Source organism: Leptolyngbya sp. 7M, assembly GCF_018128485.1.
In genome coordinates this window covers 6344544-6357869 of the sequence record NZ_CP070897.1, presented here as the reverse complement: position 1 = coordinate 6357869, position 13326 = coordinate 6344544, and the positions used below count along the sequence as shown (strand labels likewise).

Genomic DNA, 13326 nt, shown 5'->3' with positions numbered 1-13326 from the left:
CTACTTTTTTATCTATAAGTACCTCGGCATAATTAAAAACCAGATTCAAAACCCTGCGCGGGCGGCGCAGCGGGCGGCACAGGGTTTTGGGTTTTATGTTTAATTATGCTCACCTACTTAGCCGTCGCCACGACAGTTAGGACAGAGATTAGGACAGAGATATTATTGTGGCAAACACTGTGTACAGTGTTAACATCTTGACATTAGCAGATCAAGATGTTGCTAAGGATTCGACAGCAGTGACTTGTTATCAGCGGCAGTAGCTAGATGAGTTGAAAGCCGCGCCACTATTTCCGCCCGGGATGAGACCTCCAGTTTGCGAAACATGCGTTTCAAGGCTTGCTTGACGGAACGTTCTGTAATGCAAAGGGTTGCACCAATTTCGGCATTAGTCAACCCCTGGGCAACTAGTTCAGTAATTTCAGCCTGACGCGCTGTCAAACAGGCCGTATTCAAACGGGGCGTCAATTGCGGCTGGGCAGTGAGGGTGACTAACCGAGTGGATAGATGCAGACACAGAGCGCTCAAGTCAGCTAGGCTTAGTTTGCCAATACTACTAATTCTGCAATTTCTGACGATTCACCTAAAGTCACCGTTGCCTCTCGGAGTTGTACATCCACTCACAGGATTTCTGTTGTTTTCAACTTCTACAATTCTAGTTCACCGAGCCTTTCAGGTGGCATTTCCACAATCCGATACAGCGTTGGCTGCTAAGTCCTAGTCGGACTTGGCCTAACATATGTACGAATATTAAAAGGAAGACAAACATGTTTACTCAAGACTCACCTAAGTTGCAAATTGGGATTTTTATCAGCCCGAACTGCTATATTCCAGACATCATCGGAATTTAATACCGTGTTCAGTGTTGTTCCCAATTGTGATATTTACTTTATCTGGGAAAATAAAGACCTCATCATTGGTTATCCTACTTTTCCAATGCATGCTACGACAACATTCACGGAATGCCCAGAGAATTTGGATGTTTTGTGTATTGGTGCGTCCACAACCATGTTGTCTAATCAGGCTCTCTTGTTTCTGGCCGACCGAGGTGCCAAGGCAAGATACCTGATTGGAATTTGTGGCGGTAGCCTCCTGTTAGGGGCGGCGGGTTTACTTAGGGGCTATCGAGCAACGGCAAGTTTCCTGCTGGAATCGGCCACGACAATTTTTTCTAAGCTGGTTTCACCATGCACTTCAACCACACTGCAACAGGGGCGCACGGTAATGTTAGGCGTGGATTCGATTTGATCAATCAGGTATTGCGACATACTCTTGGTGAGGGATTCGCCTCGCACTAGCATGGTGACGTGCTCTGCATATTTAGAAAAGTGCATGGCGGCCTGCCCGGCTGAGTTGGCTCCTCCTACGACGTAGACTTCTTCACCTTTGCAGGCAATCGCTTCAGTCATGGCTGCACCATAGTAGACACCCGCACCATACAGCCGATCCATGCCGGGCACATCCAGTTTGCGGTAAGAGACGCCCGTAGCAATCAGCAGCGCATGACAGCTAATTTCGCTGCCGTCGGCCAAGCTGACAATCCGATAAGGATCCTCGATCCGAACGCCTTTGGCTTCCTGAGGAGTCAGGATTTCGACCCCAAACCGCCGCGCTTGGGCTACGGCCCGACGAGCCAAGTCACCACCGCTTAAGCCACTGGGAAAGCCGAGGTAGTTTTCAATCCGGGAACTGGAGCCGGCCTGACCGCCAGGCGCTTCCCGCTCGATCATCACCGTACTCAACCCCTCGGACGCACCATATACGGCTGCTGCTAGCCCTGCTGGACCGCCGCCCACAATCAGCAAATCATAGAAAGGACGTTCGGCCTGGGTGCGCAGACCAATTTTTTCAGCAATCTGAACGTTACTGGGTTTAACTAATCGCTCACCGTCTGGAAACAGCACCAGCGGGAGTTGGGCTTTGCAATCGGATTCGGCGTAGGTGACGAGTTGTTTGGCTTCCTGAAGTTCAATATCGAGCCACTGATAGGGAATTTGGTTGCGAGCCAGAAAATCTTTAACTTGGTGCGACTGAGGCGACCAACGGTTGCCAACCACGCGGATACCTTCGAAGGGCGGCCGAAATGAGGCCAACCAATCGTCGAGCAAATCGTTGAGCACCGGATAGAGTTTTTCTTCCGGCGGATCCCACGGCTTCAGCAAATAATACTGCAAGCGAGCAGAGTTGATGGCTCGAATGGCGGCATCGGTGTCAGCGTAGGCGGTAAGAAGTACCCGTTGGGCATTGGGGAACATGGGCATCGCCTGTTCCAATAGCTCGATTCCGCTCATCTGCGGCATGCGCTGGTCTACCAGAAACAGGGCAACCGATTCGTTCCGCAACTTTAGCTGCTGCAGGCGGCAATGGCCTCGATGAGTACGCTGGTAGGGGCAACTATTTCTACCTCGCTGGTGCTAATTGCCATTTTTATTCCAGTTGCCATGTTTCCGGGCGCAACCGGGATTATGTATAAGCAGTTCGCCCTGATCATGGCTTTCTCGATCGTGGTGTCCACGTTTAATGCCCTGACCTTTACCCCAAGTATGTCGGCGCTGCTCCTGCGTCCCAAACAGGGGGAAGGGCAAGGACCGCTGGCCTGGTTTTTCCGGCAGTTTAATCGGGGCTTTGGCTGGCTGGTTGAGCGCTACCGCCGCCTGCTCGAGTTTCTGATCCGGTTTCGATACATCGTGATGGCGGTGTTTGTGATGGGCTTGGCGGCCACGGTGTTTATGTTCCGCACGGTGCCGACCGGCTTTATTCCCGAAGAAGATCAGGGTGTATTCCTGGGGATTATCCAGGCTCCCGAAGGGGTGGCGCGCAACTATACCGATCAGATCGCGCAGCAGGTCTATCAAACCTTTGCAGAAACGCCAGAAATTGAGTCATCCCTGATTGTACCGGGATTTGGCTTGGAAGGCAGCGGGCCAAATCAAGGCACTTTCTTTGCCAAGCTCAAGAACTGGTCGGAACGCCAAGAGCCGGAACAGAGTGTTCAGGGCATTATTGGTCGCTTGAATCGCCAATTTGCCGCTATCCAAGACGCGGTAGTGGTGGTCTTCAACACCCCAGCCGTTCCCGGCTTTAGTGCCACGGGTGGCTTTGAGTTCATTCTGCAAGATAGCTCGGGTGGGCGGTTGAGCTTCGAGGACTTTTTAGGAGCGGCTCAAGAAATTATTGCGAAAGCCAACCAGAATCCAGTTTTGAATGGTGTGTTTACTCAGTTCACGATCAATACACCGCAGCTAGAGGTGGAATTGAATCGAGAACAGTTGAATGCCCAGAACGTGGATATTGGTGAAGCGCTGTCCACCGTCAGTACCTACATGGGCAGCCGCTATGTGAATGATTTTACCTTTGGACAACGCAGCTATCGAGTGTTTGTGCAGGCGGATGCAGATTACCGCAGCAAACCCGAAGACTTGCAGCAAATCCAGGTTCGTTCTCGCGATGGCAACTTGGTGCGCCTGAGTAATGTCGCCACGGTCACTCCGATTACTGGACCAGCTTCGATTAACCGCTTCAACCTGTTCCGCTCGATCAAAATTCAGGGACAGCCCGCCCCCGGCTACCTGTCCGCGGCTGAGGGCGATACGAATTGCCTCCGCAATACGCGCCTCGTTGTCACCCACAGAAGTCATGTAATACAGATTGATCCCCAGGTCTCGCAAAAGCCGCGCGATATAGACGGAATTGGTATCTGTGATCTCTCCCAGCAGGATCTCCGTGCCGATAGCAATGATTTCCGCGTTGACCTCGCGTGACATACGATCCTCGATTTTTTGCAATATTTGCTCAGGCGTCTATAATCATGTCGCAGAAAACACATGCCCAGAAAAGCGCAACAAGTTTGTGCACTTTGAACAACATGGTGTTTTCTGATAAACCATTGTCATAATTCTCTTACGGAGGAAAGCTCGTGGCAAGTGTAACTTTCAGGCATGTCTGGAAACGTTATGCCGGCGGCGTGGCGGCGGTAAAGGATCTGAATATTGAAGTTGCTGATAAAGAATTCTTGGTATTGGTAGGTCCTTCAGGTTGCGGTAAATCAACCAGCCTGCGTATGCTCGCAGGGCTGGAAGAAATCTCTGATGGAGAAATTCTCATCGGGGATCGCGTGGTCAATAATGTGGCCCCCAAAGATCGCGACATTGCGATGGTGTTCCAGAGCTACGCGCTGTATCCGCACATGACCGTTTATGAAAATATGGCATTTGGTCTCCGCCTGCGCAAAACACCCAAGCAGATCATCGATCAGCGCGTCAAGGAAGCTGCCAAGAACCTCGGCATCGAGCATCTGCTCGATCGTCGCCCCCGCCAGCTTTCGGGCGGTCAGCGTCAGCGTGTCGCTGTGGGGCGTGCCATCGTCCGTGAGCCAGCCGTTTTCCTGATGGACGAGCCGCTTTCCAATCTCGACGCGAAACTGCGCGTGGAAGCGCGCTCATTCATCAGCAAGCTGCACCAGCGCCTGGCGACGACGTTCATTTACGTCACTCACGACCAGGTAGAAGCGATGACGATGGGAACGCGCATCTGCGTGCTCAGCGCAGGCGAGCTTCAGCAGATCGATACCCCGTTCAATCTGTATCATAATCCGCGCAATCTGTTTGTCGCCGGTTTCATCGGCAGCCCGTCGATGAACTTCTTCGATGCCACGCTGAAGTCGGTGGATGGCAGGATTGTCATCGAGACGCAGAGCTTCCAGGTTCCGGTTCCTGCTTCGAAGGCGGAACCCCTGCGCTCACACGTGGGCAAGCGTGTCACTTTCGGCATTCGTCCGGAAGCCGTTGCATTTCCATTTCTTGTTCAAAGAAGCGTCCAGAAGTGCTGTATTGTCCCTGATTTTTGTAAAGCTCTTTCAAATGGCGATAAACATATTCGGCTTTTGTCCAATCTTGTTCTTTTTCGTAGACACATTCAGTTCCCAGATGAGAGATATGTGGAAGCAAAACATCCAGAGTAATGACATAAAACAGCCGAATGTCTCTCATGCTCTTGACATGGCGAAAATCCACCTGCTCTAGAATTGCTTCTTCTAAATTCACTCCATCCAGAGTGCATGATTCCAACCGCACCCGATTGAGGTAAGCCCGTTGCAAATTCGCATCGGTGAAGTCGGTATGTTGAAAGGTTTTTAAGCGAAAATCACTGTCCCCAAGATCGGCTCCCTGCAAGTAAAGCCCTGCAAATATACTGATCCCTTGCTCGTTACAATGGCTAAGGCATTGCTTGAGCAATTGATTGGTTTTACCATGCTGCTGGAGTATTAGATAGCAGATCGAACTGCCATCTGCCATGTAGGATGGACAGGTCTTACAGGAGAATTCCATACTTTTCTTTGATAGAAATATGTCTGTTAAACCTTCTCCTTCAACTCCTCAGAGAACGCCCTCCCCGCTCGCTGTAGTGCCGTTCAAGATACACACTGAATCGAGTGTCGAGCATCAAGGTAAGAAAATTCTCCTGATTATGATATCCTTCTCTAATCCTTAGAGTATTCATTTCCAACGAACCATCACACCATAGGTGATCACGTTCATCACCAGCATTAACCCACCTGCCAACCCATAGGTTGTGCCCAATCCTACCCACTGGCTGAGCGGCTGACTGACTAATGGAGAGACAAACTGCCCCAGGAAAAAACTGGTGGTCAACCCGCCCAAAATTCGCCCTCGCAATGCTGTTGGTGTGGATGAGGTCAGACACACATTCATGTTCGGCATCAGTAGCCCTACGCCCAATCCAGCGATCGCCAGACCGATTAAAACCAGTTCATAGCTGCGGACAACACTAATCACCAAGTAGCCAATCCCCATCAGCCCAAAGGCGATCGCATAAATGTTCGTAAAGGTGAACCGGGCTTTCAGGCGTTGATAGCTGAGGGCACTGATGGACGTGGCAAGGGTAGCAAGGGCGATCGCCAGCCCACTTTGGGAAGCATTGGCGTTGATCAATTGTTGAAGATAAAACGGAATCTGCACTGGAATCGTGTAGAAACTTCGTATTCATAAATCTTGGCCAGCGAGATTGGCATCACCTGGATGCCTTCAGCAGTTTGGGGATCCCGTGTTCTCAAGTTGTTGAGCGAAGTTTGGGCATCCTGTTGATTCATAAACACAAAGATATTGGGGGTCTGGCTTGGATCAGCACCTTCTGTGGGCACTGCAACCAACGGCTTGCCTTCGTTATTAGCCAGCGCAAATACCGGCACCGAACGTAGACGCTCTACCACTTGTTCAGTGGTCAATGCCAACACCTGTAGGCTGTTGGCAAGCAGCGAGCCTAAGACAATGCCGCTCACCAAACCAAGCTTTTTACTCCAACGAACGAATGATTTCATAACTGCTCCTAGTCGCGTCACTAGCATGTTTAACAAAAAGGCATATTATCGCCTGATCATCGCTGATTTGAACGTATTTGAGCGGTAGCCAATCATCAAATCTCTGAACTCAGACTATCGAAATTTCTCAGAGCATCATGACCCACCTTGATTTGCCACCATAGCTGCAATTACGTAGCTGCATTTACGTTTCCTCTCAGTTTTCGGATCAGTCTGCGGTTGATTTCCCTACGACCAAAAGTTAGTGCAGACTAGTCGGAGAACGGCAAGAACTCGCTGAATAGAGTTACATACTTTCACGCCATCGGCAACCGTTGGGACAGAGTTGTCCATGACACATCCTCAGCGCCATCAACCTGACTGAAGCAAATACTGAAGCAAACTTTTAGTAAATTCTGGTCAATTCAACCAACTCTAACCCAAAGATAGCTTGAAGCTATTCTAAAGAGGTGTTTCAGCCGTCTTGACAGCCTCAGCCCTACAGTAGTTGAATCAGCCTGTCCTGTTTTATACGTCCTATCTTGTGGGCAGAATCTGATGGCGCACCGGATAAAACCAAAGTTTGTAGCTTGAGCTGGGAGACTGAGCGATGAAACTGGCTGAATAGCAAGGAACATACGGAGATTGCTTTCTACCTGAAGTAGTTGTGCATGACAGCCAATCCGGGTTGGGGGTTCCCCTGGCTGTAAGAACAGGTTGTAGACCATGTCCGATTAAGCAAAGCAAAACAAGCCAAAACAAATCTGCCAAAGGACAAGCTTATACCAATTTTTTGTGAAGCGGCTTATTATCAGACCCCTCCCAACCTCCCCTTACCAAGGGGAGGTGCCGTAGGCGGTGGGGTAAATTCTATGCAGCTTCACATGTAATTTTTACATGCGCATCTTTACCGTCATTTGGTTCGGTCAACTGGTTTCGACAATCGGCAGTTACATGACCGAATTCGCGCTGATTTTATGGGTCTGGGAGGTCACAGGTTCTGCTACTGCACTGACGTTAGTTGGATTTTTTTCTCAGTTGCCGCGAGCAGTAATTACCTTATTTGCCGGCGCGATTGTTGATCGCTGCAATCGTAAGCACCTGATGATTTTAGGAGATGCGATCGCTGTTCTCTCTACAGTTGCATTGCTTCTATTATATGCAACCGAAAACCTCCAGATCTGGCATCTCTACCTTACGAGTGCGGTCAACAGCAGCTTTGGCCAAATCCAGCAGTTAGCCTATTCCACTTCCGTCAGCTTGATGGTGCCATCGTCGCACTACACACGGGCAAACAGCATGGAATCAACAGTCCATTATGGCTCTGCTATTTTTGCACCTGCGTTGGCAGGCAGCCTCTATCTTTTCATAGGTTTGGTTGGAATATTCCTGATTGATATTGTCACCTTCGGAGTCGCGATCGCCACCTTGCTAGCGGTCACCATTCCACAGCCGTCGCGTATAACTGAATCATCCCAACTCAACACCATTTGGCATGATCTAACCTTTGGCTTTAAGTATTTCTTCAAAAATTCCAGTTTACGTCTCCTGGTTTTGATCACTGCCCTGTTTTGGTTTGTGCATGACTTGGGTGGCGCAATTTACGATCCAATGATTCTGGCTCGCAGCAATGGCAGTGCTCAGGTGTTGGCCAGTACAAACGTTGCTGCTGGCATTGGCGGCGTGGTCGGAGCGATTGGGGTGAGCATTTGGGGCGGGTTTAGGCGTCGCCTGCGGGGATTACTAGTCGGCATGGTTGGAGCCGGTATCAGCAAAACGGTGTTTGGACTGGGGCGAACAGTCTCGATTTGGATTCCAGCTCAGTTCTGTTCATCGTTGAACTTTCCGCTGTTGGGTAGTTCCGAAACAGCCATTTGGATGGCAAATGTTGCTCCCAAGCTTCAAGGACGAGTATTTGCGACCAGCTCACTGATTGTGCAGATCGTTTCAGCCTTTGCTACTTTCTTGGCTGGACCACTAGCCGATCGGGTATTGGAGCCTGCAATGATGTCCAACCATGCTGTTACCATTGCATTGACTCAAATTTTTGGTACAGGGCCAGGAGTAGGGATGGCCGTGCTCTATGTTCTTTGTTCTTTAGGCATTTTCCTGACGATATTGCTATCCCTTGTCTCCCTGATAAAAATATTATTCCTAATTTCTTAGAGCAAAAATTTGTAAATGATATTGATCTATATGACCTTATTGAATATCCATTTCTACAATTATTAGAGCTTAATCTAGATTTTTTAACCTATTATCGATTACTCTCTTTTCGATTCAACAATAATTATGTTAAAGATTGTATCTGGCTCCAGCGTGAAATTCTAACACCAGCTGGCATTCAAAGTTTCCATCCTTTTCTTGATCAATATTTGATAGAATTTATATTCCAATTACCGATTTCAAAATTAATAGTACCTTTAGTTAATAAATCTCTTCTTCGTAGAGCTGTCAGAAACGACATTCCTAGTTCCTTATATCGACGCAAACTTAAAACTGAATTTAGTCCTTCGATAACTAAAGGACTTATTAAAGAGAAATCTCGTCTTACATCAATAATAAACAAATGTTTGCTTGGCGAACTAGGAATAGTAAAAAAGACTGAATTCATAGCCGAATTCGATTCTTTACTGAACCATAGTGATCTTTACTCAACCGATAATCCTCATTATTCAACTTGGATGTGGCAGGCTTTAACCTTAGAAATATGGATACAAGATCAACTTTTGAGAGGAACCTTAAGTGTATAGAATTTATCTCTCATTTCTATTTCAGAGTTCCAATTCTCATCATGAAAACTGTTCTCAAGAAAGCTAACGAAATTTTCCAAAATAGCAAAATGCTTTTAAGCAGTTTGGCAAAATTACTTCTATTAATCCGAGGATTAGGTTATGAAGACGTTTGGATGTTATTGATAGCATATAAGAAGCTTGTATTTGTAATCATAAGGCTTCATCTTACAGAAAATGGATTCAATAGCTTGATTTGTACATGTAAATCTACTACACCCTACCTATACTTACCAGCTTTGCAGGAAGAGTTGATCGATCAAGTTACTTGGGCTGTAAAAGCTGCAAGCCTTTGTTTCCCAAAAGATCGATCAAAATGCCTAGAGGAAGCTATTGCAATGTTCCTGCTGATGAAGACAAGAGGCGTTACAGTAATTTTAGTTGTTGGAGTTAAAAGTACCATTAGTGGCATTGATGACAGGTTCGATGCCCATGCATGGTTAGAACTAAACTCTGAAATAATTAGCGGATTAGACTTTCAACAGAATGTTTACATACCAATTCTAAGTATTGGCTGACTAGTATTCCACAACCCGAAAATGCCAAAAAAGGAGATGAGATTGAGAAAACTCATAAAAGCCACCTAAGCTGATGCAGAGTAGTCGAAGCCAACCGCGAAGCTTGTCGATGAAGCTTGTCGATGAAGCTAGGGCGCTAAACCGAATAGAGCCATCAAATAAATTTACCTACAGAGAATAGCTAAAAATGTGGCCTTTTTATCGGCGAGTCGCAATCTAAAGTTGGAGGCTGAGTTTAAGGCTGTGGCTGAGGCGACCTCCTTGACCGGAAACTATGTGTAGGATAGTGAATGAACCCACCTTCCCCTAAACAGCCTGCATGGACGCCTTTGCTCGCATTCCGCCCGACTGGACCGAAAAAGCAGTACACGCGCAAGAATTCTGCTGTCCCACCTGTCGTGCCTCGACCGCTGCAGCGGAACAGGTTTGGATTAATCGGCGATCACCGGTGTTTACCGAAGACCATCGGCGCAAATGGCAGGAATTTTACCAGTGCCAGTGTGGAACCGTTTGGTGGGCCTGGAGTAGCGATCGTCCGCCGACTACGCTAAAAAAGCCAGATACACCTGACCCGTTCGAACCGTTTCCGGGAGATTGGATGTTTTAGGGAAATCGCTTCGCGTCTGTATTTCCTTTATTTCCCTTAAGCAAAGTTTTGCCAGATCAATATGGTGACCTGAGTAGGTCAACCTGATGATTCGGTAAACCCATAGCACAACCCTCCTGCCAGCAGGCCGGATGTCTGCTGTGTGTTTGATGCTCAATTTTGACCATCTGCTAAATTCTGCTGAGAATTCTCATTCACTCATCATGACTTTAGATGAGTTAGCCGGAATATCACGCAGCTCGCTCCAATAAAAGTATTAATTGAAACGAAAATTAGATTGTTTCGGGGTTTTCACTGATCCATCTAAATTCGATATTTTAAGCATCACTTCAGCAGCTATATCACCGTATAGAAGAAATTAACTCAAGTAATTTTTCATACTTTCCTGTTGGGCGTCCGTTGGTGCGAATAGGAAAATATATCCCCCATTTTTGCTGAATTCAATTGCCTGCCTGCGAGCTGCATCAGTGCTCCTTGCAAGACAGTGCTTCGCACCTTGCATAGCAATAACGGCATCCTGTTTGCTCCTGATCTGGAACAGACGGATTGCCCGCTTTCGCATGGCCAAAAACGCTGCTGTTCACGATATTGCCGTCTATTTCGTATCAAGGATTAGCACCGTCCCTGTCCGATCTGTCCCTAGCCCAGCGGATTGGCGTTTCTCTGCCCACAATTTTGCTGGTGCTGATCGATATGAAATGTCAACAGTTTATTGTGCAAGCCAAAGATGTCCGCGCAGCCTATTGGGGCTGTATTCTGGCAGCTCTGATGCTGTTGCTGCTCGCCTTTTTGCCGACAGCGGTGGTAATGGCAGCACAAGCAGCGCAAATTTTGCCGACCGATCTAACCGGGAAGGAAGTGATTCCCTATATTCTGACTTGGATCGGGGGCGGAGCTAACCGGTTAGAGGGGCGAGTGCTGGTGACAGCACTGGCGGTTCCGGCCCTGGGATTGGGAAGCAATGTACTGCGGATTCAAGCCAAAACGATCTTAGATCTAGAGGTGATTCCCACAACAGGGATGAATCGGATCGGTATTGTAATCATCAACGCTCTGTTAGCGCTGGCGGTTGCCTTCAAAGGTGGTGAAATCATTCAGTTGATTCTTTGTTTTTATGCAGCCTATCTCTCGACCGTATGGATTCCATTCATTGCCTTTTTACTAGCTGAATTCAAGATCTATTACTTCTCTTCTACTAGCGTGCGAACCGCTTTGACAGCAGGCAGTGTCTCAGCCTTAATTACGCTAGGAATCACGATTCTGATGCCAAAGACAATCTCTTTTTTAAGCCCGGAACTAATCATTTTGCTGATTGGGTTGGGGTTTGGCAGCTTCGGGTTATGGAGTGTGCATTTGATTGAGAAGTTTACAGCCTACCTACCTACTCAGGACAAAACCCAGGCTTAGCAAGCACAAACCTGTCAAGGCTGCCACAAGGAAGCCAGTCCTCATCCAAGACTTGTTCCAGAGTGATCTTGCCCCGAAAAAGTGGACAGTGTGATTAAGCGGCTTTGGGTTGTTGCAAGGATAACCAATACTGTTGCTCAAACTGAACAGGGGAAAGATCACTTAATCTGGAATCAATACGTTGACGATTGTAGAACACCTCAATCCAGTCCACGATCGCAGTTTTTGCAACCTCTCTGACAAAGCTCTGACCATGAATAAACTCCGTTTTGAGCGTTCCGAAACAGCTTTCAACCACTGCATTATCCCAACCATTTCCTTTTCAACTCATACGACAAGAAATCCCTGCTGCTTGCAGTGCCCCTCGATATGCACCACTGGCCTATTGACTGCCCCGGTCCGAATGAAATAACAGTCCAGATTCACTGGAGGAGTCTGGTAGCTTCATACTGAACAGTCCATACTAGGCGTTTTAACATTACTTAACTTTATTAACGATATCCTGATTCTGCTGTTTGGGTTCTGCTCGCCAGGAATAGCCACGACCTGACTGTAACGAATTTATTTGATTGACCGCATTTGGCCAGATTTGACCAAACTTAACAAACTGGCCGGTGCACTGGTTTGGCTCCTCAAGTATTCTGGATGTTTAATTAAATTTCTAGGAAGAAAATTAAGAGTGGATAGTTCAGCTTTGCTAGATAGCTCGTGCTTTCCTGCCCGGTAGCTTGCTAAGATGTTTGGTTTGCCTTCATCTGTACTGAACTTGAGAAAACGGTTGACTGAATGAGCAAACAAAGAAATATAGACGAAGGTCGCCTATTCCCGCGAACGCTTGCCAATTGGAATTCAATCTAATTGAAATTCAACCTAATCAGCAGACCTAAAAGTCAGTCAGTGAAGTTCATCTCCTAAGGCTTTTAATGGAACGGTATGATGCGAAAAGACGGTATGAGACGTTTCGGTAAGGTGGCGCTCTGGGCAGCAATTGGCCTCTGTTGTATCGCTGCTATTGAAACCGGCCAGGAAATGGTGAAGGCAACCGATACAAACCCTGCTCCTCAAGTGGCTGTCAGTTCCTCTTCTACACCCGCTGTCCCCAATTTGCCTGCCCCAACGGCATCCCAGCCCAACTCAGTCAAGCCCAGTATGGGGCTAGATCGATCTGCCTCTAACGGTGCGACTCAAACGAACCCAGCGGTTACGCATCGATCGGCTCAGACTCAACGGCCTGCCCAAGCTCAGAAGTTAGCCATTAGCACCGGAACGGCTGACGATCCGGCGCAGCGAATTGCTCAAATCAATCCGACCCAAGTGGCAGCTCGGACATGGGAAGGAGCCTCGTTTCCGGTAGAAGGGTTTCAAGCCTATACCTCTCCCTTTGGCTACCGTGCTTCCCCCTATGGCGGCTACACGCAAGAGTTCCACTATGGTCTCGACATGGCGGCTCCCGAAGGCAGTTATATCCGCAACTGGTGGAGTGGCAAGGTGGTAGAAGTCTCAGACGACAGCAATTGCGGTACTTCAGTTGTCGTGGAATCTGGCCCCTGGATGCATATCTACTGCCATATGCAGGGCCATGTGGAAAAAGAAGACGGCAAGCTCTACATGATTGACCGGGAAGGCGGCATTCAAATCTGGGATCGGGCGAGTGATTGAAGATGTGCTTGTACTTGTAGAGTGCAG

General features: G+C 48.0%; 11 protein-coding genes and 4 pseudogenes. 8 read left to right on the top strand and 7 right to left on the bottom strand.

Annotated elements, in window-relative coordinates; all coding sequences use genetic code 11:
* Positions 1–222: 222 nt before the first annotated feature.
* Together JVX88_RS33985 and JVX88_RS33980 are read right to left on the bottom strand one after the other, a co-directional pair.
* Positions 223–528 (bottom strand): response regulator transcription factor, encoded by a 306-nt coding sequence (locus tag JVX88_RS33985; protein ID WP_263975383.1) that lies wholly within the window; start codon positions 526–528, stop codon positions 223–225.
* A gap of 593 nt (positions 529–1121) precedes the next feature.
* Positions 1122–2342, bottom strand: coding sequence for an FAD-dependent oxidoreductase (locus tag JVX88_RS33980; RefSeq protein WP_263975382.1), 1221 nt, complete (start codon positions 2340–2342; stop codon positions 1122–1124).
* A gap of 21 nt (positions 2343–2363) precedes the next feature.
* On the opposite strand from JVX88_RS33980, the pseudogene JVX88_RS39940 reads away from it, so the two are divergent.
* A pseudogene (locus JVX88_RS39940) lies at positions 2364–3566 on the top strand (efflux RND transporter permease subunit); the annotation flags it as partial.
* Positions 3567–3629: 63 nt separating this feature from the next.
* Here the strand turns inward: JVX88_RS39940 and JVX88_RS44725 are convergent.
* Positions 3630–3764, bottom strand: a pseudogene (locus tag JVX88_RS44725) (molybdopterin-binding protein); the annotation flags it as partial.
* A gap of 152 nt (positions 3765–3916) precedes the next feature.
* Here JVX88_RS44725 and JVX88_RS33960 point away from each other — a divergent pair.
* Positions 3917–4960 (top strand): ABC transporter ATP-binding protein, encoded by a 1044-nt coding sequence (locus JVX88_RS33960; protein ID WP_211623133.1) that lies wholly within the window; start codon positions 3917–3919, stop codon positions 4958–4960.
* 94 nt (positions 4961–5054) lie between these two features.
* Here JVX88_RS33960 and JVX88_RS44720 read toward each other — a convergent pair.
* From JVX88_RS44720 to JVX88_RS33950, 3 genes and pseudogenes are all read right to left on the bottom strand, one after another.
* A pseudogene (locus JVX88_RS44720) lies at positions 5055–5294 on the bottom strand (pentapeptide repeat-containing protein); the annotation flags it as partial.
* Between the two features lie 201 nt (positions 5295–5495).
* A complete protein-coding gene (locus JVX88_RS33955; protein WP_211623131.1) occupies positions 5496–5978 on the bottom strand; it encodes an MFS transporter in 483 nt (160 codons plus the stop codon).
* The gene (locus tag JVX88_RS33950) at positions 5948–6337 is read right to left on the bottom strand and encodes a Tic22 family protein (RefSeq protein WP_211623129.1); all 390 of its coding nucleotides are present in this window, start codon (positions 6335–6337) and stop codon (positions 5948–5950) included. The genes JVX88_RS33955 and JVX88_RS33950 overlap by 31 nt, the downstream gene beginning before the upstream one ends.
* Before the next feature lie 876 nt (positions 6338–7213).
* On the opposite strand from JVX88_RS33950, the gene JVX88_RS33945 reads away from it, so the two are divergent.
* The 5 genes from JVX88_RS33945 (at position 7214) to JVX88_RS33925 (ending at position 11640) form a co-directional block, all read left to right on the top strand.
* On the top strand, positions 7214–8482 hold the full coding sequence (locus JVX88_RS33945; protein WP_211623127.1) for an MFS transporter: 1269 nt from the start codon (positions 7214–7216) through the stop codon (positions 8480–8482).
* The gene (locus JVX88_RS33940) at positions 8407–9069 is read left to right on the top strand and encodes an asparagine synthase-related protein (RefSeq protein WP_211623125.1); all 663 of its coding nucleotides are present in this window, start codon (positions 8407–8409) and stop codon (positions 9067–9069) included. Before JVX88_RS33945 ends, JVX88_RS33940 begins: the two co-directional genes overlap by 76 nt.
* Positions 9070–9110: 41 nt before the next feature.
* Positions 9111–9626 carry a lasso peptide biosynthesis B2 protein gene (locus tag JVX88_RS33935; protein ID WP_211623122.1) on the top strand — a complete coding sequence of 172 codons (516 nt, stop codon included), beginning with the start codon at positions 9111–9113 and terminating at the stop codon, positions 9624–9626.
* A gap of 319 nt (positions 9627–9945) precedes the next feature.
* Positions 9946–10233, top strand: coding sequence for a hypothetical protein (locus JVX88_RS33930; RefSeq protein ID WP_211623115.1), 288 nt, complete (start codon positions 9946–9948; stop codon positions 10231–10233).
* A gap of 588 nt (positions 10234–10821) precedes the next feature.
* A complete protein-coding gene (locus JVX88_RS33925) occupies positions 10822–11640 on the top strand; it encodes a hypothetical protein (RefSeq protein WP_211623113.1) in 819 nt (272 codons plus the stop codon).
* 94 nt (positions 11641–11734) lie between these two features.
* On the opposite strand, the pseudogene JVX88_RS44715 reads toward JVX88_RS33925, so the two are convergent.
* A pseudogene (locus tag JVX88_RS44715) lies at positions 11735–11947 on the bottom strand (IS3 family transposase); the annotation flags it as partial.
* A gap of 626 nt (positions 11948–12573) precedes the next feature.
* Between JVX88_RS44715 and JVX88_RS43575 the strand changes: the two are divergent.
* A complete protein-coding gene (locus tag JVX88_RS43575) occupies positions 12574–13299 on the top strand; it encodes a peptidoglycan DD-metalloendopeptidase family protein (protein WP_263975380.1) in 726 nt (241 codons plus the stop codon).
* Positions 13300–13326: the final 27 nt, after the last annotated feature.